The sequence below is a fragment of the Streptomyces avidinii genome (assembly GCF_045161815.1).
GTDB lineage: Bacteria > Actinomycetota > Actinomycetes > Streptomycetales > Streptomycetaceae > Streptomyces > Streptomyces avidinii.
In genome coordinates this window covers 7,633,919-7,655,309 of record NZ_CP108863.1, presented here as the reverse complement: position 1 = coordinate 7,655,309, position 21,391 = coordinate 7,633,919, and the positions used below count along the sequence as shown (strand labels likewise).

At 74.6% G+C, this 21,391-nt stretch carries 19 protein-coding genes; 8 read left to right on the top strand and 11 right to left on the bottom strand.

Annotated features, from left to right (window positions below; genetic code table 11):
- Positions 1-156: 156 nt before the first annotated feature.
- Entirely contained in the window at positions 157-1,143 is a 987-nt protein-coding gene (locus tag OG373_RS34445; RefSeq protein ID WP_405442459.1) for an MsnO8 family LLM class oxidoreductase, read from the bottom strand.
- A 93-nt stretch (positions 1,144-1,236) separates the two neighbouring features.
- On the bottom strand, positions 1,237-2,439 hold the full coding sequence (locus OG373_RS34440; protein ID WP_405442457.1) for a serine hydrolase domain-containing protein: 1,203 nt from the start codon (positions 2,437-2,439) through the stop codon (positions 1,237-1,239).
- Positions 2,440-2,738: 299 nt separating this feature from the next.
- Between OG373_RS34440 and OG373_RS34435 the strand changes: the two genes are divergently transcribed.
- Positions 2,739-3,509, top strand: a complete 771-nt coding sequence (locus OG373_RS34435; RefSeq protein ID WP_405442456.1) for a trypsin-like serine peptidase — start codon at positions 2,739-2,741, stop codon at positions 3,507-3,509.
- A 21-nt stretch (positions 3,510-3,530) separates the two neighbouring features.
- Here the strand turns inward: OG373_RS34435 and OG373_RS34430 are convergent, their stop codons facing one another.
- The 6 genes from OG373_RS34430 to OG373_RS34405 all read right to left on the bottom strand — a co-directional run bounded on the left by OG373_RS34430 (position 3,531) and on the right by OG373_RS34405 (position 9,130).
- On the bottom strand, positions 3,531-3,914 hold the full coding sequence (locus tag OG373_RS34430) for a VOC family protein (protein WP_405442454.1): 384 nt from the start codon (positions 3,912-3,914) through the stop codon (positions 3,531-3,533).
- 5 nt (positions 3,915-3,919) lie between these two features.
- A complete protein-coding gene (locus OG373_RS34425) occupies positions 3,920-5,137 on the bottom strand; it encodes an acyltransferase family protein (RefSeq protein ID WP_405442453.1) in 1,218 nt (405 codons plus the stop codon).
- 82 nt (positions 5,138-5,219) lie between these two features.
- On the bottom strand, positions 5,220-5,705 hold the full coding sequence (locus tag OG373_RS34420) for an NUDIX hydrolase (protein WP_397733918.1): 486 nt from the start codon (positions 5,703-5,705) through the stop codon (positions 5,220-5,222).
- 9 nt (positions 5,706-5,714) lie between these two features.
- Positions 5,715-7,367: an apolipoprotein N-acyltransferase gene (lnt, locus tag OG373_RS34415; protein WP_405442452.1), complete on the bottom strand. Its 1,653-nt coding sequence runs from the start codon at positions 7,365-7,367 to the stop codon at positions 5,715-5,717.
- Positions 7,368-7,478: 111 nt separating this feature from the next.
- Complete coding sequence (locus OG373_RS34410) at positions 7,479-7,994, bottom strand: hypothetical protein (RefSeq protein WP_405442450.1); 516 nt, start codon at positions 7,992-7,994, stop codon at positions 7,479-7,481.
- A gap of 14 nt (positions 7,995-8,008) precedes the next feature.
- Positions 8,009-9,130 carry an FAD-dependent oxidoreductase gene (locus OG373_RS34405; RefSeq protein WP_405442449.1) on the bottom strand — a complete coding sequence of 374 codons (1,122 nt, stop codon included), beginning with the start codon at positions 9,128-9,130 and terminating at the stop codon, positions 8,009-8,011.
- Positions 9,131-9,229: 99 nt separating this feature from the next.
- Between OG373_RS34405 and OG373_RS34400 the strand changes: the two genes are divergently transcribed.
- Together OG373_RS34400 and OG373_RS34395 are read left to right on the top strand one after the other, a co-directional pair.
- Positions 9,230-9,820, top strand: coding sequence for a TetR/AcrR family transcriptional regulator (locus OG373_RS34400; RefSeq protein WP_405442447.1), 591 nt, complete (start codon positions 9,230-9,232; stop codon positions 9,818-9,820).
- Complete coding sequence (locus OG373_RS34395; protein ID WP_405444302.1) at positions 9,820-10,743, top strand: ADP-ribosylglycohydrolase family protein; 924 nt, start codon at positions 9,820-9,822, stop codon at positions 10,741-10,743. Before OG373_RS34400 ends, OG373_RS34395 begins: the two co-directional genes overlap by 1 nt.
- 62 nt (positions 10,744-10,805) lie before the next feature.
- On the opposite strand, the gene OG373_RS34390 is transcribed toward OG373_RS34395, so the two are convergent.
- Both OG373_RS34390 and OG373_RS34385 read right to left on the bottom strand, forming a co-directional pair.
- Complete coding sequence (locus OG373_RS34390; RefSeq protein WP_405442445.1) at positions 10,806-10,961, bottom strand: hypothetical protein; 156 nt, start codon at positions 10,959-10,961, stop codon at positions 10,806-10,808.
- Between the two features lie 50 nt (positions 10,962-11,011).
- A complete protein-coding gene (locus OG373_RS34385; protein ID WP_405442444.1) occupies positions 11,012-11,803 on the bottom strand; it encodes a glutamate racemase in 792 nt (263 codons plus the stop codon).
- Positions 11,804-12,826: 1,023 nt separating this feature from the next.
- Between OG373_RS34385 and OG373_RS34380 the strand changes: the two genes are divergently transcribed.
- The 5 genes from OG373_RS34380 to OG373_RS34360 all read left to right on the top strand — a co-directional run bounded on the left by OG373_RS34380 (position 12,827) and on the right by OG373_RS34360 (position 19,070).
- A complete protein-coding gene (locus OG373_RS34380; RefSeq protein ID WP_405442442.1) occupies positions 12,827-14,005 on the top strand; it encodes a glycosyltransferase in 1,179 nt (392 codons plus the stop codon).
- Between the two features lie 246 nt (positions 14,006-14,251).
- Positions 14,252-14,758, top strand: a complete 507-nt coding sequence (locus tag OG373_RS34375) for a DUF6643 family protein (protein WP_397733930.1) — start codon at positions 14,252-14,254, stop codon at positions 14,756-14,758.
- Positions 14,759-14,805: 47 nt separating this feature from the next.
- On the top strand, positions 14,806-15,630 hold the full coding sequence (locus OG373_RS34370; protein ID WP_405442441.1) for an MOSC domain-containing protein: 825 nt from the start codon (positions 14,806-14,808) through the stop codon (positions 15,628-15,630).
- A gap of 198 nt (positions 15,631-15,828) precedes the next feature.
- A complete protein-coding gene (locus tag OG373_RS34365; protein ID WP_405442440.1) occupies positions 15,829-16,464 on the top strand; it encodes a hypothetical protein in 636 nt (211 codons plus the stop codon).
- Positions 16,465-16,601: 137 nt separating this feature from the next.
- Entirely contained in the window at positions 16,602-19,070 is a 2,469-nt protein-coding gene (locus OG373_RS34360; protein ID WP_405442439.1) for a right-handed parallel beta-helix repeat-containing protein, read from the top strand.
- Here the strand turns inward: OG373_RS34360 and OG373_RS34355 are convergent.
- Positions 19,012-21,375 carry a hypothetical protein gene (locus OG373_RS34355; protein ID WP_405442438.1) on the bottom strand — a complete coding sequence of 788 codons (2,364 nt, stop codon included), beginning with the start codon at positions 21,373-21,375 and terminating at the stop codon, positions 19,012-19,014. The genes OG373_RS34360 and OG373_RS34355 overlap by 59 nt on opposite strands.
- Positions 21,376-21,391 lie beyond the last annotated feature (16 nt).

The following is a 21,391-nucleotide window of genomic DNA, read 5'->3' as shown; positions in this document are numbered from 1 at the left end:
GAATGGCCCGATTTGTGTGGTTCGGAACACGCGAGCCTCCCGCCCGATGCCGACAACGCCGAAACGCCAACGGCTGTGGCGGATCCCGGGCCCCCCGACGTGTGTGAGCAGTGTCACGGCAGGGCGGCGCACGGGCATCCGCCGTGGCGCCATGGCCTACGGCGCCGTCGCCGCCCCGCAGTGCTTCCTGATGAGCGCGTACGAGGCGATGCGGTCGCCGAGGTCGTGGACGGGCGTGGTCAGCATCAGCTCGTCCGCGGCGGTCTCGGCGGCCAGTTGCGCGAGCCGCCGCACGACCGTCTCGGGCGTGCCGACGGCCTGCTGGGCGCGGAAGCCCGCCAGCGCCGGGCGTTCCTGCTCCGTGAAGGGGTGGGCGGCCGCCTGCGCGGGGGTGGGGAAGGGAATCCGGCTCTCGCCCTTCAGGAGTCCGGCCTTGACGACGTTCATCGGCCCCGCGCGCCGGACGGCTTCCTCCTCCGTCTCCGCGCACACCGCCTCCACGCACAGCAGTACGCGCGGCCGCTCGCACCAGCGGGACGGGATGAAGGCCGACCGGTATCGCTCCAGCACCGCACGGGTGCTGTCCGGCCGGATGTGGTGCGCGACGGCGACCGGCAGACCGAGTTCCGCGGCGAGCGCGGCCCCCGCGGGGCTGGAGGCCAGCAGCCACGGCTCCGGCAACGGACCCAGGGCGACCTCGTCCACCAGGAACGACAGGATCGCGGCCACGTCCTCCCGGTACTCGGCATCCGTCGCCGGGCCGGCGCCGCGGCGCAGCGCCCGCGCGGTGGCCTCGTCGAACGTGCCGGGACCGCGGCCGATACCCAGGTCGATGCGGTCCTCGTGCAGGGCGGCCAGCGTGCCGAACTGCTCCGCGAGCGTGATGGGGGCGTGGTTGGGGGCCAGTACCCCGCCCGAGCCGAGGCGGATGGCCGAGGTCGAGGCGGCCGCGTGCGCCGTCAGTACGACCGGTGGGAAGGCGCCGATCGCAGGGGAATGGTGATGCTCCGCGTACCAGATGCGGTGGTAGCCGAGGTGTTCCAGTCCTTGGGCGAAGGCCGCGGTGTCCCGCAGGGTGTCCGCGGCGCGGGTGCCCGTTTGCACCATCGCGACTTCCAGCGCTGAAAGGGGTATGTCGAGCATGGCGTCAGCATAGGGAGCGCGGGTGGCGGCGCGGGCGAGCGTGATCGTTTTCGCGCCACGCCGCCACGCCGCCGGATGAGCCGCGATGGTGGCTCAGTGCCCCTTGAGCAGGGCGCAGACGAAGTCCTCCTGCACGGTGCGCAGTCGGGCCAGCAGCGCGGGCTTGTTGCCCTTGCTGGTCTGGGTGTTGATCGAGAAGGTCAGTGACCGGGTGCCGTCGGGTGTGGCGGCGGCGAGCTGGGTGTACCCGGGGAAGTTTCCGGTGTGGCCGTAGAGCACTCCGCAGCGGGTGGTGTACTGGAAGATCGCCAGCCCGGCGGCGTTGGTACCGGGGCCGGCCGGCTCGGAGGAGTCGCCGGGGCGGAAGGTCAGCTGCTCCTTGCGGGTCTGCGCCGACAGCAGGGCGGGGCCGCCGTAGGCGCGGATGAAGGTGCCCAGTTCCCTGGGGGTGGAGACGATGCCACCGGAGGCCCAGACGCCGGAGGCGCCCAGTGCCTCGCTGATGTCCTCCGGTTCGGCCGGCGGCTCGACGTCGTAGCCGTGCAGGTACGGCTGCGGGAGCCGGTAGCCCAGGGGCAGGCTGGTGCGGCGCAGCCCCAGCGGGCGGTACACGAGCTCCTTGAGGAGGTCCTCGTAGCGGCGGTCGGTGACGGCCTCGGCCATCAGCGCGACGGCGATGTTGTCCGAGTTGGAGTACTCGTACAGGGAGCCGGGGACGAAGAGCAGCGGCTCGTCGGCCACGAAGTCGAGAAGGGTGCGCGGGTCGAACACGTGGCGCGGGTCCGCCCGGAGGATCTCCACGAACCCAGGGTCGGTCGTGTAGTCCGGCAGGCCGCTCGTGTGCTGGAGGAGCTGACGCAGCGTCACCGCGTGCCAGGCCTCGGGCTGCCCGGGCAGGCGCTCGCCGATGGTGTCGTCGAGGGAGAGCAGGCCCTGGTCGACGAGCCGCAGTGCCACGGCCCCGCTGAACGCCTTGGCGATGCTGGCGATGCGCATGTGGTCGTCGGGGTGCGGTGGGCGGCCGGTCGCGATGTCGCCGACACCGGCCGTGTACACCTGGGTACGGTCGCCCCGGGTGAGCATGGCGATGACTCCGGGCGGGCCGTCGTCCTGGGCGACGAGCTCGTCGAGCTGCCGCTGGAGGAGCTTGTCGTGGTGCGGGCGGCCGTCGCCCGGGCCCGGGTCGCCGGCCGCCTGCGCGGGCTGCAGCAGCCCTCCGAGCGCGGCGGCGGTCAGGACGGTGGCGGACAGTCCGGTGCGGAGGCGGCCTCGGCGGGCGCGGACACGGGTCGGCATGTGCGTGGCTCCTGGTGTGCGCTGGGACGGGGGCGGGCGGCGCCCGGCCGGTCCCAGCAGTAGCAGCCCGGGTGGCGCGCCGGTCCGCGGCGCGCTCCGCCACCCCCCGGTTGGCTGCGTCAGCCGGCTATCCACCCCGGAGGCGTGCAGGGGGTCCGCCGGGCGGACGGCTGCCGAAAGCCGACAAAGGGGGGCCTGTCCGGGCATGCCCCGGCCTTCACGGCGGGTTCACGGGATTCACAGCGGATTCATACGGAACACCAGCCTCCGGACATAGGTTCGGCGGGCAGGGTGGAAACATGATCCAGTCCACGCTCCCCCGAACGGCCCGGCGCACCCGTGCGCGGCGGGCGTCCCGGATCCTGCTCGCGCTGGCCGCGATGCCCGCGCTGCTCGGCGTAGACCTGCCCGACGCGGCGGCCGCGTCGCCGCTCGGCGTCACCGCTCAGGCGCGGCCCGGAGCCACGGCGGACCGGGTGGGCGCGCTCTTCGCGGGCGGGCTCGACGGCGGGCACTTCTGCACCGCCGCGGTGGTGCACAGCGAGGGCCGCGATGTGATCGCCACCGCCGCGCACTGTCTGGAGAACCCGGACACCACCGTCTTCGCACCGGCCTACCGCGACGGCGAGGCCCCGTACGGCGTCTGGAAGCTCACCGGCGTGTACATCGCAGCGGGCTGGACGGACGGCCAGGACCCGGACGACGACATCGCCTTCGCCACGGTCGCCCCGGCGGACGGCGCGCCGGGCGGAGCCGTGGAGGACCTGGTCGGTGGTTTCCCGGTCGCCACCGAGCAGCCGGACGACGCCAGGGTGACGGTCATCGGCTACCCGCGCACCCAGGAGACCCCGCTGCGCTGCGCGAACACCACCACTCTGCTCACCGAGACGCAGCGCCGCATCGACTGCCCGGACCTCACCGGCGGCACCAGCGGCAGCCCCTGGCTGGTGGGCGGCGCGCTGGCGGGGGTGCTCGGCGGGTACGAGGGCGGCGGGAGCGTGCCGGAGATCTCGTACAGCGCGGTGCCGGGCGACGAGGCGGTTGAGCTGTACCGGCAGGCCCGGTCCTGACCCGAGGTCGGCCCGGGCGGGTCACAGGGGCGGGAGGCGCCTGCGCAGGAGGCAGAACTCGTTGCCCTCCGGGTCGGCCAGGACGTGCCAGCCCTCGGTGCCGGTCTGCCCGACGTCGGCGGGCCTGGCGCCGAGCGCGAGCAGCCGCTCCAGCTCGGCGTCCTGGTCACGGTCGGTGGCGTTGACGTCGATGTGGAGCCGGAGCTTCCCGGACCGCGGAACGCTGCTGGGACTGAGAACGAGGGTGGGCTGCGCCCCGCCGAAGCCGGCGTCGGGCGGACCGATCTCGATGCTTCCGTCGTCCTCCCGGCCCAGTTCCGCGTAGCCGAGTACCTCGCTCCAGAACGCGGCGAGCCGCTCGGGGTCGGCGCAGTCGATGACCAGCTCACTGATGCGGCATGCCATGCACGTCAGTGTAGGGACACGCCCTTCCGTCCGGCCGGGATGCGTTCCGCGTCCGGCGCCGGGGACTGTGCGGGGAACAGGTCCGTCGAGGGCCCGCGTGGGGTGGCCGCGCGGATGTCCTGCACCCCGCGGCGCAGGCGGTCCCGCAGCAGCCGGCCGAGCGGACGTTCCACGAGCCGGTGGATGAGCCAGGCGAGCAGCAGCATCGTGACGGTCACCCCGAGGACCAGGGGTACGGGCGCCACGTCCCGGCGGAAGTGATGGATGAGGGTCAGCCCGGCCATCATGTGGATCAGGTAGAGCGGGTACGTGAGCGCCCCGGCGTGCGGGAGCCAGAGCCACTGGACGCCGTCGAGGGCGCCGAGCGCCAGGGCCGCCATGAGAACGAAACCCAGCACGATGATCAGGTGGGCGGGCCAGGCGGGCGTCTGCTGGGTGGCGTCCCGGCCCAGGCTGGAGATCATGCGGGCGTGCACGTGGTGCTGCGCGAGGAGGAACTGGACGCCGACGACGGCCCACAGGACGGCGTTCGGCCGGAAGCGGCGCATCAGGTAGAAGCCGATGCCGGCGATGAAGTACGGCGAGGAGGTCGGGACCGCGAAGAAGGACAGCACGCCGCTGTCGGCGGTGGGGGCGACGACACCGGCGAGGGTCCAGGCGGCACAGAACAGGACGCAGTTGCGGTAGGTCACGCCGCGCATGACCACGAGCGCGAACAGCACGTAGAACTTGAGCTCGACGAACAGGGTCCAGTAGGCGTCGTCGATGTTCGGGACCCCGACGCCGCCCTGGAGCATGGACAGGTTCACCACGACGTCGCTGAACGACTCGACCTGCCTGATCTCGGGCCAGGCGAACAGCACGAGGGAGGAGAAGACCACGGCGGCCCAGTAGGCGGGGAAGAGCCGCGAGACCCGGGACACCGCGAAATCGCCCATGGTGCGACCCCACGCGCTCATACATATGACGAACCCGCTGACCATGAAGAAGATCTCGACGCCGAGCCAGCCGTAGACGGCGAACCGGTGGGCGATCGGGAAGACGCTCTCCGGGGGCTCGCCCCAGGGGCTCGCGAGGGCGACGTAGTGGTAGAAGAGCACGCCGAGTGCGGCGAGGACCCGGATCCCGTCGAGGACTGCCAGGCGCCCGCCGGGGGCCGCTCCGGCAGGCGCGCCGCCATGGCCGCACGCCTGGGACTCTCCGGCTGAACCGCGCGAGATCATCCTCCGACCGCCCTCCCTGGATATGCGGCTGTCCTATGACCGCCTCGGGTCAGCGGCACCCTACAGCGCACGTACGAGCAGCTCACAGCGGCTGATCGGCCGGGGCCTCGAACCAGGTCGGCTCGTCGCGCAGGGCCCGCTGGATGCGGTCCAGGCCGAAGGGATCCAGCGGCGGCAGCGCGTCCACCTCGAACCACGCCACCTCGAGGGACTCGTGATCATTGGCCCGCGCCTCGCCGCCCGTCGCACGGCAGCGGAAGGTGATGTCCTGGAACTGGCAGATGTCACCGTTGGGGTAGGTCATCCGCTCCGTCATCTGGACGAGCACCACGCGCTCGGCGACGCAGCGCACCGCCGTCTCCTCGTACACCTCGCGCACGGCGGTCTCGGCGGGCTGCTCCCCCGGCTCGGCGATTCCACCGACCACTGCCCAGTGCCCCGTGTCGGAGCGCCGGCCGAGCAGCACCCGGCCGAGGTCGTCGAAGACAATGGCCGTCACCCCGGGCAGCAGGAGCAGCTGGTGCCCGGCGGAGGCGCGGATCTGACGGATGAATTCGGGTGTGGTCATGACCCGACCCTACGAGGCCGCGCCCCGGGTCCCGCCTCGGGCGGCGCGGCGCGAGCCGATCCGGCGGGCCAGGAGCAGGCCGAAGCCACCGGCCGCGAGCAGCAGCAGTGCGTACTCCGGCAGCGGTCCGAGGACCGTGGCCGGGGTGCGGCCGGAGCGCAGCGGGATCTCGGCGACCAGCGCGTCCGCGGTGAACATCTTCGTCTGCGAGACGACCCTGCCGTCGGGGCGGATGACGGCGCTGACCCCGCTGGTGACGGGGACGAGGACGGTCCGGCTGTGCTCGACAGCGCGGATCCGGTCCATGGCCAGCTGCTGGTAGGTCATCTGGCTCCGGCCGAAGGTCGCGTTGTTGCTCGGTACGGCGATCACCTGCGCGCCGTCCTGGACGGTGGAGCGGACGGCGTCGTCGAAGGCGGCCTCGAAGCAGGTGACCATGCCGATGCCGCTGCCGGCCATGTCGAAGACGCCGGGGTCCTTGCCGGGGCCGAAGTCGCGGCGCACGCGGTCCACGTCGGAGCTGAAGAGCCGCACGACGGAGCGCATCGGGATGCGCTCGCCGAAGGGCTGGATCTTGCGCTTGTCGTAGGTGACGGTGGGGCCCTTGACCGGGTCCCACAGGATCATGGTGTTGCGCAGCGGGCCCGTCTCCGGGGCCACCACCGCGCCGATGGCGACGGGCACGCCGATGGCCTTGACCGCCTGGTCGATGACGTCGTGGGCGTCGGGTTCGGCGTAGGGGTCGAGGTCGGAGGAGTTCTCCGGCCAGACGACGAAGTCGGGCTTGGGGGCGCGCCCGGCCCTGACGTCCTCGGCGAGCTGCACGGTGCGCTTGGCGTGGTTGTCCAGGACGGCCCGGCGCTGGGAGTTGAAGTCGAGGCCGAGGCGGGGCACGTTGCCCTGGATGACGGCGGCCACGACGGTGCCGTCCTCGGCCGCGTCGGAGACCAGCGGGCGGGCGGCGAGGCCCGCGCCGATCGGGGCGGCGATGGTGAGGGCGGTCAGCGCGGCGGTGGTGCGGCCGGGGTGGCTGCGGGCGATGCGCAGGGCTTCGTAGAGGCCGAATCCGCAGAGCGCGACGCCGAAGGAGAGCAGCGGCGTGCCGCCGAGGGCGACGAGCGGGGTGAAGACGCCGTCGGCCTGTCCGAAGGCGAGCTTGCCCCAGGGGAAGCCGCCGAAGGGTGCCCGGGCCCGCAGGGCCTCGCCGGCCACCCAGACGGCGGCGGCCAACAGTGGCCAGGCCGGGAGCCGGCTGACCAGGGCGATACCGAGGCCGGTGAGGCCGATGAGGAGCGCTTCGAGGGTGCTCAGCGCCAGCCAGGGCACCGGGCCGACCTCCTCGCCGGTCCAGGACAGGAGCGGCAGCAGGAAGCCGAGGCCGGAGAGGAGCCCGAGGCCGAAGCCCGCCCGGGCGCGGCGGCCGTGGAGGCAGCCGGCGAGCAGGGCGAGGGCGAAGGGCGCCAGCCACCACAGGGGGCGGGGCGGGAAGCTGAGGTAGAGCAGCACGCCGGAGAGGGCGGCGAGCCCGGCGCGCAGCAGCCCGTAGCCCCTCCGCTTCGCGGCGGGCGCGGTGGTGGCGGGCGAATCGGCCGCCCCGGCCCGGGGCCCGTCGGCGGCCTGCGGGGGCTCGTTCCCGGTCGCGCGGGTGACACTGCTGCTCATCTGGCGGAGTGTACGTCCCCGGACCTCGCGGACCGGTAAGGCCCCGGCCCGACCCACGGGACACACGGCTGGACGGACGGCCTGGGCCCGGCAGGATCCGGAAGAGACGGCCTAGCGGGCGAGGGCGCGCAGGTGGGTGCGGATGACGCGGACGGCGTTCTCGGCATCGTCGACGGTGACGGTGAACCGCTTGCCGTCGCCCAGGGTGAGGGCCACGCCCTCGCCGCGCCGGACGATGATCGCGGTGCCCTTCTCGGGGCGCCAACGATGGCCCCAGCCTCCCCACTGCTGCGGCGTGATGCTGGGGACGAACTCGGCGGAGGTGACCTCGGTGAGCCGGATCCTGCGGCGCGGCACCCCTATGTGGCCGCAGCGCACTTCCATGGCCTCGGCGTCGACGGTGACGGCGACGTGCACGAAGGCCAGGGTGCCGTAGAGGATGAGCAGCCCGACGGCGAGGCAGCCGATGACGGACATGAGGAGGGGGACGATGCCGGCGGTCCAGGCGTAGTCGACGGCCAGTTCGATGCCGAGCGCCAGACAGGCCGCGCCGATGGCTGCGAGCAGCCACTGCGCACGGTTGGAGGCGCGGCCCGCCCAGAGCGGACCCGGAGGGTGACCCGTCATGTGTAGCAGCGTACTCACGTTCCGGTTGCCCGCCACTGTCTCGCGCCCACCTGGTTCGGCGTCGCCCCTCCGGCCGTTCTCCGTCCCGTTCTCCGGGCCGTCGTCCAGCCCTTCCGCCAGCTCTTCGGCAGCAGGCGGACGAGCGCGTCGCGCAGGGCGGGGCGGCGGCCGGTCATGAAGCGATGCAGCTTCCGGGAGCCGAAGGCGACGCGCTGGGCGCTGCGGCGGCGCTCGGTGTCGTACGCGCGCAGGGCTCCGGGCAGCCCGGCGTGACCGGCCGGACCGGCCGGACCGGCCGAGGAAACGGCCCGGTCCAGGGCCTCGGCATCGAGGAGGGCGGTGCAGGCGCCCTGGCCGAGGTTGGGCGTCATGGCGTGGGCGGCGCCCCCGACGAGGGCGATCCGGCCGTCGGCGACGAAGGTGCGGAGCGCCGGGTACAGGTGGCGCATCTCGCACCGGATCCAGGTCGCGGGGTCGGTCCCGGCCGGCACGCGCGGGATGGGTCGTGCCAGTCGGCGAAGGCTTCCCGTACCTGTTGGGCGGTGGTCGCCTCGGGGACGGTGGCGTACCAGTTGGTGCGGCCGGCCGGCCTCGACCGGGGTCATGCCGAAGAAGCCGCCCGCGCCCCAGGTCTCGCCGTACAGGCCGGTCTCGAATCCGGCGATGCCGATCCAGGCGACCGTGCCGATCGGGTGCGGACCGCTCTCGCCGCCGAAGTGTGCGGCGCGCACCACGCTGTTGATACCGTCGGCGCCGACGATCAGGTCGGCGTCGAGTGCGGCCGGGTCGGCGAGCCGCTGCCCGTAGGCGATCCGCGCGCCGCCGAGCCGGTCGAGCCCGGCGATCAGCGCGTCGATCAGGTCGGGCCGGGAGGCGAGCAGTTCCGGGCGGCCCGCCCGGCGTTCGAATCCGTTCGAGCGGGAGGGCGGCCAGCCGAGCCGGTCGAGCGCGCCCTGGGCGGTGGGGTGGATCCCGAAGGCGGTTCCGTAGCGTTCGGGTGCGGTCCGCCGTTCGAGGACGGTCACCTCCCAGCCGGCGCGGCGCAGGCCGACGGCGGTGGCGAGTCCGCCGATTCCCGCGCCGACGACCACGGCCGTTCCGGATCCGCCTTCGGATTCGGTTCCGGTTTCGCTCACGGCCGTCCCCTTCCCGTTCGTCGTACCGCGACACGGACCACGACCACCACAGCCGTGGTACTCCGTCCGTGGTACCACGGCTGTGGTTATGCTGCCATGGTGAACCAGGACCGGAGGGACCGGCTGCGGGACGCGGCCATCGCCGTATTGGCGGAAGCAGGCGGGCGCGGGCTGACGCACCGGGCCGTCGACGCGGCCGCCGCGGTGCCGACGGGCACCGCCAAGAACTACTTCCCGACCCGCGACGCCCTGCTGCGGGGCGCCGCCGAACGTTGCGCGGAGCGGTACCGGGCGCCGGCCGCGGCCCTCGCCGGGGCGGCACCGGGGCCCGCCGACGCGGCGCAGCTCGCGGCCCTGCTCGCAGGGCTGCTGCGCGATGCGGCCGGGCCCGGACGCCCCCGCGTGCTGGCCTGCCTGGAGCTCCGGGCCGAGGCGGCGCGACGGCCCTGGCTGGCGGCCCTGCTGGACCCGGTCGCGGCGTCCGACTTCACGGCGTACGCGCAGCTGCTGGGCGCGGCCGGACTCCCCGCCGGGCCGGAACGGGCCCGCACCCTGACCCTCGCCCTGCACGGCGCGCTCCCCCACCTGCTGACCAGCGCCCCGGCGACCCTCGCGGCGGCCGGTCTCGACGACCTGGACCGTTTCGCGCGCGACCTGCTGGCGAGCGTGTGCGCGGAGGCGAACCGGTGATCACCGCACTGGACCGGGCCGTGGGAGCCGTCGTCGGCTCGGCGGCCGGCGACGCGCTGGGCGCGCCCTACGAGTTCGGCCCCGCGGGGGAACTGACCGCGCGCGGCACGGAGATGGCCGGGGGCGGCGGCTGGGACCCGGGCGAGGCGACGGACGACACGCAGATGGCCGTCCTGGTCGCCGAATCCCTGCTGGAGTGCGGCGGTCTCGAACTCCCCGACGTCTTCGGCCGGTTCCAGCGCTGGGCGGCAGGTCAGCCCAAGGACATCGGGCTGCAGACCGAGGACGTGCTGACCAACGGCGAGTCCTGGGAGCTCGCGGCGGCCCTGCACTTCCAGATCAACGCGCGGGCCGCGGGCAACGGTTCCCTGATGCGGGCCGCCACCTCGGCGGTCTACTTCGCTCCCGCCGGACAGCGGGCAACCATGGACGCCGCCCGGCGGATCGCGGCGCTGACGCACGGCGACCGGGCCGCCTGGGAGGGGACCGCGATCCTGCACGAGCTCGTCCGCGTCGCCCTGGAGGGGGCCGATCCGCTGGCCGCCCTCCCCGCGACGCTCGCCGCGGTGCACCCGGACCACCGCGAGCGGTACGTTCGCGTACTCGCCCCTGACTGGCATCCGGATCTGGCCACCGAGTTCAACGGGGCGGTGTGGCCCTGTCTGGGCTCGGCGGTGTGGGCCCTGCGGACCACCACCACCTTCGCGGAGGCGGTACGCGCTGCCGTGGACCTGGGCGGGGACACCGACACGGTGGCCGCGGTGACCGGGACGCTGGCCGGGGCCCGGTACGGCCGGCAGGCGGTCCCGGAGCACTGGACGGCGACGCTCCACGTGCCGCTGCCGGGCTTCGGGGGCCGGGTTCTGGACGCGGACGACCTGGGCGCGCTGGCTCAGCGGCTCGCGGAGGCCGGCTCGCGCTGAAGCACAGCACCAGGCGCCGCCCGGGGCGGCCGAGCGCAGCCGCCGGTCGTGCGTGACCGGGATCAGGCTGCCGCCGAAGTGGGCGAGGCCGCCCCCAGTTCCTCCACCACGGCCGGGGCCATGTGGTTCGTGGGCTCGTCCAGCAGCAGGTCGAGCGGCCGCTCCACCGGCCGGGCCGGCTCCGGCTTGCGGCGCCGACCGGCGGAGAGCTGGCGCACCGGACGAGTGAGGTCCGCCGGTACGAGGGGGCGTCGGCCGTCGGGCGTGGTCAGCCGACGGGTGCGCCCTGGCCCGCGAGCAGCCTGCCTTCGGCGTACGCGAGCGCGGCTGCGGGCAGGGTCCCCGCGCGCCCGCTGCGCAGCACGGCCAGGCCGCCCGTGCGCGGCAGTTCGGGCTCGGGCCGCAGGCCCAGACGGCGCAGCGCCTGGACCGCGACGGGCTCGGCGGAACCGTGGTAGACGAGCTCCGCTCCACGGGTCCGCGCGGCGAGGGCGGCCCTGATGGCACCCTCGACGAGCTCGTAGTGCGTGCAGCCGAGCACCACATCGGTGACGTCGACCGGGGTCAGCGCGGCGGCCGCGGCGACGGCGGCCGTCACGGCGGCGTCGTCGGCCGCCTCCACCGCGTCGGCGAGCCCGGGGCAGGGCACCTCGGTGACCCGGGCCCCGGCGGCGAAGTCGCGGATGAGCCCGCGCTGGTAGGTGCTGCCGGTGGTGGCGGGGGTGGCCCAGATGGCCACCCGGCCGCCGGCCGCGGCGGCGGGCTTGATCGCCGGAACGGTCCCGATGACCGGGATCGCCGGCTCCAACTCCGCCCGCAGCGCGTCCAGGGCGTGCACGCTTGCGGTGTTGCAGGCGACGATCAGCGCGTCCGGGCGGTGCGCGGCGGCGGCCCGGGCGACGGAGAGTGCCCGCTCGGTGAGGTCGGCGGGGGTGCGCGGCCCCCAGGGCATTCCGTCAGGGTCGGAGGACACGACCAGGTCGGCGTCCGGCCGCAGCCGCCGCAACGCCGCGGCCGCCGCGAGGAGGCCGATTCCGGAGTCCATGAGCGCGATCTTCACCCGGCCACCTTAGTCGACACCCACCCCGCCGCGGCCCTTACCCCGCAAGACGGAACCCCCCGGAGCCCCACCCGACGGCCCCCCGCACCGAACCCAAAGGGCCACCGCCCCCGGCACCCGTGGGGCCACCCCCACCCGGACCGGGCGCGGCCACAGCAGGCATCCGGACGCCGACCACGACCCGGGCCGGAGCCCGCCGCGCCCTGCCCGAAGGCGCGCCGCACCGGCACCACGAGGCCACCGAACCCGGATGCCGAGCCTCCGCCCCGGTACCGGGCGGCCCACCTCACCCCGGGCCAGGCACCCCACGACACCGGGACCGCGGCGCCACCGCACCCCGGAGCGGAGAACCGACTGCACCGCGACCCCGTCCCCGGGCCGAGGCGCCCCGGTGCCGGACCCGGGGAGCCCGCCGCACCGGAACCGACCGTCCCCGGACCGCGAGGCTCCGCACCGGGTGCGCAAGAGCCCGCCGCACCTGAGACCGAGGAGCCCGCAGCACCTCGAGCCGGCGACCGCGCCGTGCCAGGACGGGGGCCCACCCGGCCCGAGCCGAGGGTGGCCGCACCGGGGATCGGGACGCGCCCATGCCCGGACCGGGAGGCCCACCGCATGCGGGCCGGGAAGCCATCGCACTCCGGGCCGGGCGGCCCGCCCCCGGGGGCCGCGAGGCCACCACACCCGAACCGAAAAGGGCCATCGCCCCCGGGACACCAGGGATCGAGCCGCCACCACGCCCGTGCCGGAGGCACCCCTGGCCGCGCAGCCCACCCGCCGGGCCACGAGGCCACAACCCGGGCCATCGAAGCCACCGCACCCCGGCCGGGGCCCACCAGGCCTTCGGCCGCGCAGCCCACCCGCCGGGCCGCGAGCCCCCAGACGCGGCCGTCGAGGCCACCACCCCGGGCCGGGAGGCGCACCGCGACCCGGACCGGGAGGTCACCGCACCCCGGCCGGGAGGCCCACCGCGCCCGGGGTGGGCGGGTGCGGGACAGGCTCGGTCGGGCGCGGGACACTGCCGCCATGGGCCTCATCACCGCCGCCTGCGCGGCATTCGCCTCCCTCGCCGCCTGGCTCTGGCTCACCCTCGCCCAGGGCATGTTCTGGCGGACCGACGTCCGCCTCCCGCCCCGCACCGCCCCCACCCGCTGGCCGTCCGTCACGATCGTCGTCCCCGCCAGGGACGAGGCCGAGGTGCTGCCGCAGAGCCTGCCCTCGCTGATCACCCAGGACTATCCCGGCGAGGCCGAGGTCGTCCTCGTCGACGACGGGAGCACGGACGGCACCGGCGAGCTCGCGCGCCGGCTCGCCGCGGAGCACCCCGGGCTCCCGCTCACCGTCGTCTCCCCCGGCGACCCCGCCCCCGGCTGGACCGGCAAGCTGTGGGCGCTCCGGCACGGCATCGCGATCGCCCGCACCGCGCACGCCGCCGAGCCCGACTTCCTCCTCCTCACCGATGCCGACATCGCACACGAACCCGACAGTCTGCGCGAATTGGTCGCCGCCGCGACCTCCGCCGACCTCGATCTCGTCTCCCAGATGGCCCGCCTGCGGGTGGCCGGCCTCTGGGAGCGGCTCGTCGTACCGGCCTTCGTGTACTTCTTCGCCCAGCTCTACCCCTTCCGCCGGATCAACCGGCCCTCCGCACGGACCGCGGCGGCCGCCGGCGGCTGCGTCCTGCTGCGCACCGACACCGCCGTGCGGGCCGGCATCCCCGACTCCATCCGCCAGGCGGTCATCGACGACGTCTCCCTCGCGCGCGCGGTGCAGCGTTCCGGTGGGCGGATCTGGCTGGGGCTGGCGGAGCGGGTCGACAGCGTGCGCCCGTACCCCGCGCTCGCGGACCTGTGGCGGATGGTCGCGCGCAGCGCCTACGCCCAACTGCGCCACCAGCCCCTCCTGCTGGCCGGTACGGTCGCCGGGCTGGTGCTCGTCTACCTGGTGCCCCCGGCCGCCCTGCTGACCGGTCTCGTGACCGGGCACCCCGCCATCGCCTGGCCGGGCGGCCTGGCGTGGCTGCTGATGACGGGCACCTACCTGCCGATGCTCCGGTACTACCGCCAGCCGGCCGCGCTCGCGCCGCTGCTTCCGTTCACCGCGCTGCTGTACCTCCTGATGACCGTCGACTCGGCCGTGCAGCACTACCGGGGCCGCGGGGCGTCCTGGAAGGGCCGTACCTATGCCCGTCCCAGCGACGCCTGAAACGGCGGACCACTGCCGTCCACAACATCATCCGAGGTCACCGCGTTGTGACGCCGCGTCAGCGCAAAGTCGGTGCAACACCCAACCGGTGAGTACGAGTAGGAACAAGGTGGGGTGGAAGTGGCGAATCGTGCACGTGAACGTCAAGTGAAAGGTGAGGCCCTGACCTGCGAATATGCAGGTCAGGGCGGTGTTGACGACACCTCGCTATGGACCCGGTGAAGTCGTGGGCTTAACTTAGGTCCCATGACCTCCCCCCGCTCCACTTATGGCGGCGGTTACTACTCCGCGCCCTCCTTCCCGGACACCCCCATCTACGACTCCCTCGTCGCCGAACGCGGCACCCCGCAGATCGCCCCGATCCGCGTCCCGGCCGCCTACGAGTCCCCGAGTGCCGGATACTCGAGCGGCGGTTACCTGCCGGCCCTCGCCTCGTCGATGCCCGCGCTGCCCCCGGCCCAGCCCCAGCAGCAGACTTCGGGGTACGGATACCCGTACCAGCAGCAGTCGGCCCCCCAGCCGATGCCGCTGCAGCAGGCGCCGGCCCCGTACATCCCGCAGCAGCAGCCGATGGCGGCCCGCGGCGGGTACATGCCGCAGCCCCAGCCGCAGCAGCCCCGCCCGGCCGCCATGGCCACCGGGTACGAGGCCATGCGCCCGGCCGCGCCGCGTCCGATGCAGGTGCCCGCACCGGTGCCGGCCGCCTCGTACGAGGATCCGTACGGCCGCCCCTACCAGGGACGCGGCTACTGACGGGGCTCTGAGACGCGGGGCAGTGCAGCGGCTGGCAGGATGCCCCCATGTCGAACTTGCACGTGCAGGCGCTCCACATCCATCCCGTCAAATCGGTAGCGGGGACCGCTCCCGACGAGGTGGCCGTGGAGCCCTGGGGTCTGTCCGAGGACCGACGCTGGGCGCTGATCGACCCCGAGGGCACGGTCATCACCCAGCGCCGCCATCCGCGCCTGGCCCTGGCCGCGGCACGTCCGACGGGCGGTGGCCGGATCGCCGTGACCGCGCCCGGTATGGCGGAGCTTTTCGTGGAGGCGCCCGAGCCGGGTCCGCTGGAGCCGGTCGTACTGTTCGGGAAGAAGGTCGAGACCGTGGTCGCGGCGAGCGCCGCGGCCGACTGGTTCAGTGCGTACCTCGGGGAGCCGGTACGCCTGGTGCACATGGACGATCCCGCCGTACGCCGTCCTGTGGATCCGGACTACGCCCTGCCGGGCGAGACGGTGAGTCTGGCGGACGGCTATCCCCTGCTGATCACCACGCTCGCCTCGCTGGACGCCCTCAACTCGCTGATCTCGCAGGGGGACCATCCCGAGGAGGGTCCGCTGCCGATGAACCGTTTCCGCCCCAATGTGGTGGTTTCCGGGGCCGAGGCCTGGGCGGAGGACGGCTGGCAGCGCATCGCGATCGGCGACGCCGTCTTCCGCGGGGTACGGGAATGCGGGCGGTGTGTCGTCACCACCACCGACCAGGCGACGGGCGAGCGGGGCAAGGAACCGCTGAAGTCCCTGGCCCGGCACCGGCGGATCGGCCGGTCGCTCGCCTTCGGGCGGCTCCTGGTACCGGTGCGGCTGGGTACGGTGCGCGTCGGCGACGAGGTCCGCGTCCGCGTATGACGCGACCGGGATCGCCCGTTCCGGGCGAAATGGGTGTATGGGGGCGGGCGGTCGCGGACCGGCGACCGGCCGACCGGATTGACACCTTCGAGGGGCTCGGCGCCCGGGCTGGAACCAACCGGCATGACCAGGCCGTTGGATCAGTCAGGACAGAGGCGCAGACAGGCGGACACTGGCACAGGTTGGGGGAGCCGGACCGTGCGGACAGCAATGGGTGTGTGGCGTTGGCGGCGCAATCCGCTGCGCCGGCCGACCGATCTCTTCGAGGCGTGGGTGGCGTTCGCCGCGCTGGTGTGTCTCCTGGTGGTGGCCCCGACCGTCGGCTGGGTCGCGGGCCTGCACGTGGACGGCACGCTGCAGCGGGCCGCGCACGAGCAGCGGCAGGAGCGTCATCTCGTACCGGCGGTGGTGGTCCGGCCGGCCGCGGACGCCGAGTCGAATTCGGAGTCGGAGTCGGCCGCGGGTTCGGCCGCCGACCCGTCGGCGCAGCGGACGGCCCCGCACCGCACGCAGATCGTGGCCGTGTGGACCGCACCGGACGGCAGCAGCCACCAGGGCACGGTGCCGGCCGCGGAGGAACCGCCGCGTCCCGGCGACCGGTTCCGGATCTGGACCGATGCGCGCGGCCGGCTGGTGGGGCAGCCGCTCGACCCTTCCTCGGCCGTGTTCCACGCGGGAATGGCGGGCCTGGCCGCCGCGATCTGCGTGGCCGCACTGGGAGAGACGGTCCGGCGGCTGGTCGTACGGCGGCTCATGCATCGGCGGTACATACTTCTGGACCGGGCCTGGGCCGCCACCGGGCCGGACTGGGGTCGAGCGGGTGCGGGCAGTTGACCTGGCGGCTCATCGGCTCCGCGCGCGCTACGGTGGAGCCGCCGGATCGGTCTCTCCAGTTACTTCGGTGACTTCAGACTTCAGTGGCTTCGGTCGTATCGGCAGCGCGAGTACGAGGGTGGGGGCACGACAGCACCATGGTTCAGGGCACGGTCCAGGTGACGCACGGCGGGTCTTCGAGATGGCGGCGCCGCTCCGGTGAGTATCCGACGCTGACCGCCGCGCTCGCCGTCGCGGGCGACGGAGACGTACTGTCCATCGCCCCCGGCACCTACCGCGAGAACCTGGTGCTGCACCATGCCGTCACCCTGCGCGGACCCGAGGGCGGGGCCGGATCGGTACGGATCGCGCCGCTCGACGGGGTCGCGCTGACCGTGCGCGCCTCGGCCGTGATCCAGGACCTGTACCTGGAGGGCCAGGACCGGGCGGCGCCCGCGCTGCTGGTGGAGGACGGCTGCCCCGAGCTCACCGACCTGCGCGTGAGCACCCACTCCGCCGCGGGCATCGAGGTGCGCGGCGCCGGGGCCCGGCCCCTGGTACGGCGCTGCACGGTGGAGAATCCGGCCGGCGTGGGCATCGCCGTACTGGACGGCGGCGGCGGGGTGTTCGAGGAGTGCGAGGTCGTGGCCGCCGGGCAGAACGGCGTCTCGGTCCGCGGCGGGGGCCGCCCCCGGCTGGAGCGCTGCAGGATCCACCACGCCACGGGCGCGGGCATCGGCGTCACCGGGGAGGGCTCCGGACTGGAGGCGCTGGGCTGCGAGGTGTACGAGGTCAAGGGCACCGGGGTGCAGATCGCCGCGCGCGCCACGGCACGGCTCACCGACTGCTCGGTGCACCGGACCTCGGCCGACGGGGTCACGCTCGACACCGACGCGGTGCTCACCCTGGCCGGCTGCGACATCCACGACATCCCGGAGAACGCGGTCGATCTTCGGTCCCGTTCGGTGCTCACCCTCAGCCGCACCACGGTGCGCCGGTTCGGCCGCAACGGACTGTCCGTGTGGGACCCGGGCACCCGGGTGGACGCCGAGTCCTGCGAGATCCACGACAGTACGGGGGACTATCCGGCGGTGTGGATCAGCGACGGGGCCGCCGTCTCCCTCGACTCCTGCCGGGTGCACGACGTGCCGGACGCCCTGTTCGTCCTGGACCGCGGGTCGCGCGTCGACGTGGTCGACAGCGATCTGTCCCAGGTGCGCAACACCGCCGTCTCGGTGAGCGACGGGGCCACCGCCCAGCTCGACGACTGCCGGATCCGTGAGGCGGCGACCGGGGCCTGGTTCCGCGACCACGGCAGCGGCGGCACGCTCGCCGGTTGCACCATCGACGCCGTACAGACCGGTGTCATCGTCACCAAGGGCGCCGACCCCACTCTGGAGCGGTGCACCGTCACCTCCGCGGCCGAGGCCGGTTTCTATGTGTCGGCGGGCGGCCGGGGAACCTTCACGGCCTGCCGGGTGTCGGACAGTTCCGGCTTCGGCTTCCACGTCATGGACGGCTGCCGCACCACGCTGACGCGCTGCCACACCGAGCGCTGCGCCCGCGGGGGCTACGAGTTCGCGGAGGACGGGCCGGCCGCGCAGGAGTGCACCGGCGACGCGGTCGGTACGCGGCCGGCGGCCCGGTCCGCCGCGGGCGGCGGCCCCGCCGGGGGCGCGCAGGCGGGTATCCGTACGGTCGCCGGGGTGCAGAGCCCCGCGGTGCGTGCGGCGCAGCCGCCGCCGGCATCCGTTCCGCGGCCCGCGGACGGGACGGAGGCCGCCCCGGGCACCGCCCCGCGGGAGTCCGGCGAGATGCTGGGCCAGCTCGACGCGCTGGTGGGTCTGGACAGCGTCAAGCGTGAGGTGCGGGCACTCACCGACATGATCGAGGTGGGCCGCCGTCGGCAGCTGGCGGGCCTCAAGGCCGCCTCGGTGCGCCGGCACCTGGTCTTCACCGGCTCCCCCGGCACGGGCAAGACCACGGTGGCCCGGCTGTACGGGGAGATCCTCGCCTCGCTCGGGGTGCTGGAGCGCGGGCATTTGGTCGAGGTGTCCCGGGTGGACCTGGTCGGGGAGCACATCGGCTCCACGGCGATCCGCACCCAGGAGGCCTTCGACCGGGCGCGCGGCGGGGTGCTGTTCATCGACGAGGCGTACGCCCTGGCCCCGGAGGACTCGGGCCGGGACTTCGGGCGCGAGGCGATCGACACGCTGGTGAAGCTGATGGAGGACCACCGGGACGCGGTGGTGGTGATCGTCGCCGGGTACACGGCGGAGATGGAGCGCTTCCTGACGGTGAATCCGGGGGTGGCCTCGCGGTTCTCCCGGACCATCACCTTCGGCGACTACGGGCCCGAGGAGCTGCTGCGGATCGTGGAGCAGCAGGCCGAGGAGCACGAGTACCGGCTCGGGGAGGGCACCTCGCAGGCGTTGCTGACGTACTTCACGGAGCTTCCCAAGGGCCCGGCCTTCGGTAACGGCCGCACGGCCCGCCAGACCTTCGAGTCGATGGTGGAGCGGCACGCGGGGCGGGTGGCTCAGCTCTCGGAGCCCAGCACGGACGAGCTCACCCTGCTGTTCCCGGCGGATCTGCCGACGCTGCCGGTGCTGCCCGCTCCTTGCTGACCACGACCCGCTGTCCCGGTACCTCGGCCCGTGCGGCGGCGTCCAACCTGGCGAGCAGGGCGTCGCGTTCGGCGGCGAAGGCCGGATCGGCCTGGTAGTCGGAGTGGCCCAGCAGCGGGGCGGGCAGCGGGTGGCGGGCGCTGCGTCCGTAGGCGATCGGGTCGGCGAGCGGGCCGCGGTCCACGTCCTGGCCCGCGCCGGGCAGTGCCGGCCCGCCGATGGGGTCGGTGGCCCGCCAGAGGTTGCGCCAGCAGTCGACCTCGCGGTGCAGGGCGGTGAGCGGTCCGGGGCCGAAGCAGGCGGGGAACCAGCGCCCGTAGAGACGGCCGAGCGGGGATCCGTAGGTGAGCAGGGCGACCCGGCGGCGGGCGGGCGGCGGCAGTTGCCACACGGCCGCGGCGGCGAGCACGCTGCCCTGGGAGTGACCGGAGATGACGAGGCGGCCGCCCGTGCGGCCGGTCCAGCCGGCCATCCGCCAGGTCAGGTCGGGGACGGCCCGCTCGGCGTAGCAGGGCGGTGCGAAGGGGTGCGCGGCGCGCGGCCAGAAGGTGCCGACGTCCCACAGGATCCCTATGGTCCGGCGGGCGGCGGGATCCCGGTAGGCGCGCCGGCCCCAGGCGACGAAGGCGGCGATACCGAGTCCGATGAGCCAGGACCCGGCGTCCTGGGCGGCGCGGGCGGCGGCTTCGAGCAGCGGCACGGTCCCGCGGGCCGCCTCGCCCGGAACCTCTCCGCTGAGCCAGGCTCCGGCCAGCGCGCCCGCGCCGAGCACCAGGGTGATCCCGGAGACTGCCGCCACGAACCAGGGCGCGGAGTCGGTGAGCGCAGCCGCGGTCCGCGCCCCGGCGATCCGGCGACTGCGGGCGCGGTCCGGTGTCTCGCCCGGGTACTCGGCGGCCACGGCGACGGCGAGCCGGCCCCGCTCCCGGGCTCCGCGCACCGCGAACCAGCCCGCGAGCACCGCCAGTACGAGGAGCAGCGGGGGCAGTACGGCGGCCTGCCAGGACAGCAGTACGGGCGGTCCGGGCAGCGGGGCGCCCGGCATCCCGGGCGTGGCTCCCCCGTCCAGCCAGTCGGCGACGCGCTGCGCGACGCCACCGGACATCACCCCGCCGAGCGCGCAGCCGAGCATGGCGACGGCGGGCCCGCCGAGGCCGTGCAGGGCGGTCGCCGGGTCGGGGGCCCTGCGGTACAGGTAGCGGGCGACGGCGGCGAGGGCGAGCACGCAGAGCCCCTGGCCCAGCATGAGCACACCGAAGGTCAGGTCCCCGGGGAGCCGTCCGGTGGCGGTCCAGCCGGGGCGCGGCCAACAGGCGTGCAGCACAACGGCGGCGAGCAGGGCGAGGGCGGCGCCGGGCAGCACGGTGACGGCGGCCCGGTCGAGCCGGTGGTCGGGCCGGGCCTCGGTGCGGCCGCGCCGGCACACGACCCAGGCCACGGTGACGGCCCCGGCGGCGAGCAGGACCTGTGTGACCGTGCCGAGGGCCGCGAGGACGGGTGCCCCGGCCCGGCGGTCGTATCGGGCGGTCGGTACGGAGACGGCCACCGCCACGGTGAGCAGCCCGGCGGCGGCGTGCGCGGCGCGCAGCCGGGCCACGAGCCGGCGGCCGTACCAGAATCCGGGGCGCCCGAGCGCGGGCGCGGTGTCCGAGGCGGTGTCCGGGTCGGCGGCGCCCGCGGGGGGCGGCTGCGACTCGTAGGCGCTCCAGGTGCGGTTCGACAGGTACCACAGCAGCCCGGTCAACGCGGCGGGGACCAGGGCCCCGAGGGCGAGGCGCCGGCCGGGCTGGGCCCACCAGCCGCCGCCGGGCCCGAGGAATCCGAGCCAGGAGCGGGAGCCTGCGCAGGTCCCGGAGCCCGCGCACTGCCAGGCGAGGAGGTCGAGGGCGACCTCGCAGGCGGCGGCGATCAGCAGCACGGTCAGGCTGAGGGCGAGGACCCGTACGAGGACCCCGTACGTGCGCACGGCGCGCGGGGCGGGGTCGGCGGCGGACGTGGCGGGCCGGGCCCAGTGGGCGAGGTTGGCCACCATGAAGGGCAGGAGCAGCAACCACAGGGCGCGGGCGCCGTTGCCGGAGGTGAGCCGGGACCAGCAGTAGGCCTCGGGGACGGGCCGCCCGGCGTACCGCTCGGGGTGGGCTTCGGCGTCGGCGTCCTCGGTGCGGCGGAAGACGGCGGCGGTGGAGTCGCCGGTGACGCGGACGGTGCGCGGGTCGCCGAGCAGCTCGCCGGGGGCGGCGCCGGCGACTCCGTGGACCAGGAGTTCGAGGGCGAGGGGGGTGTCGGGCTGGGGACGGTCGGGCACGGCTGCCTCCGCTCGC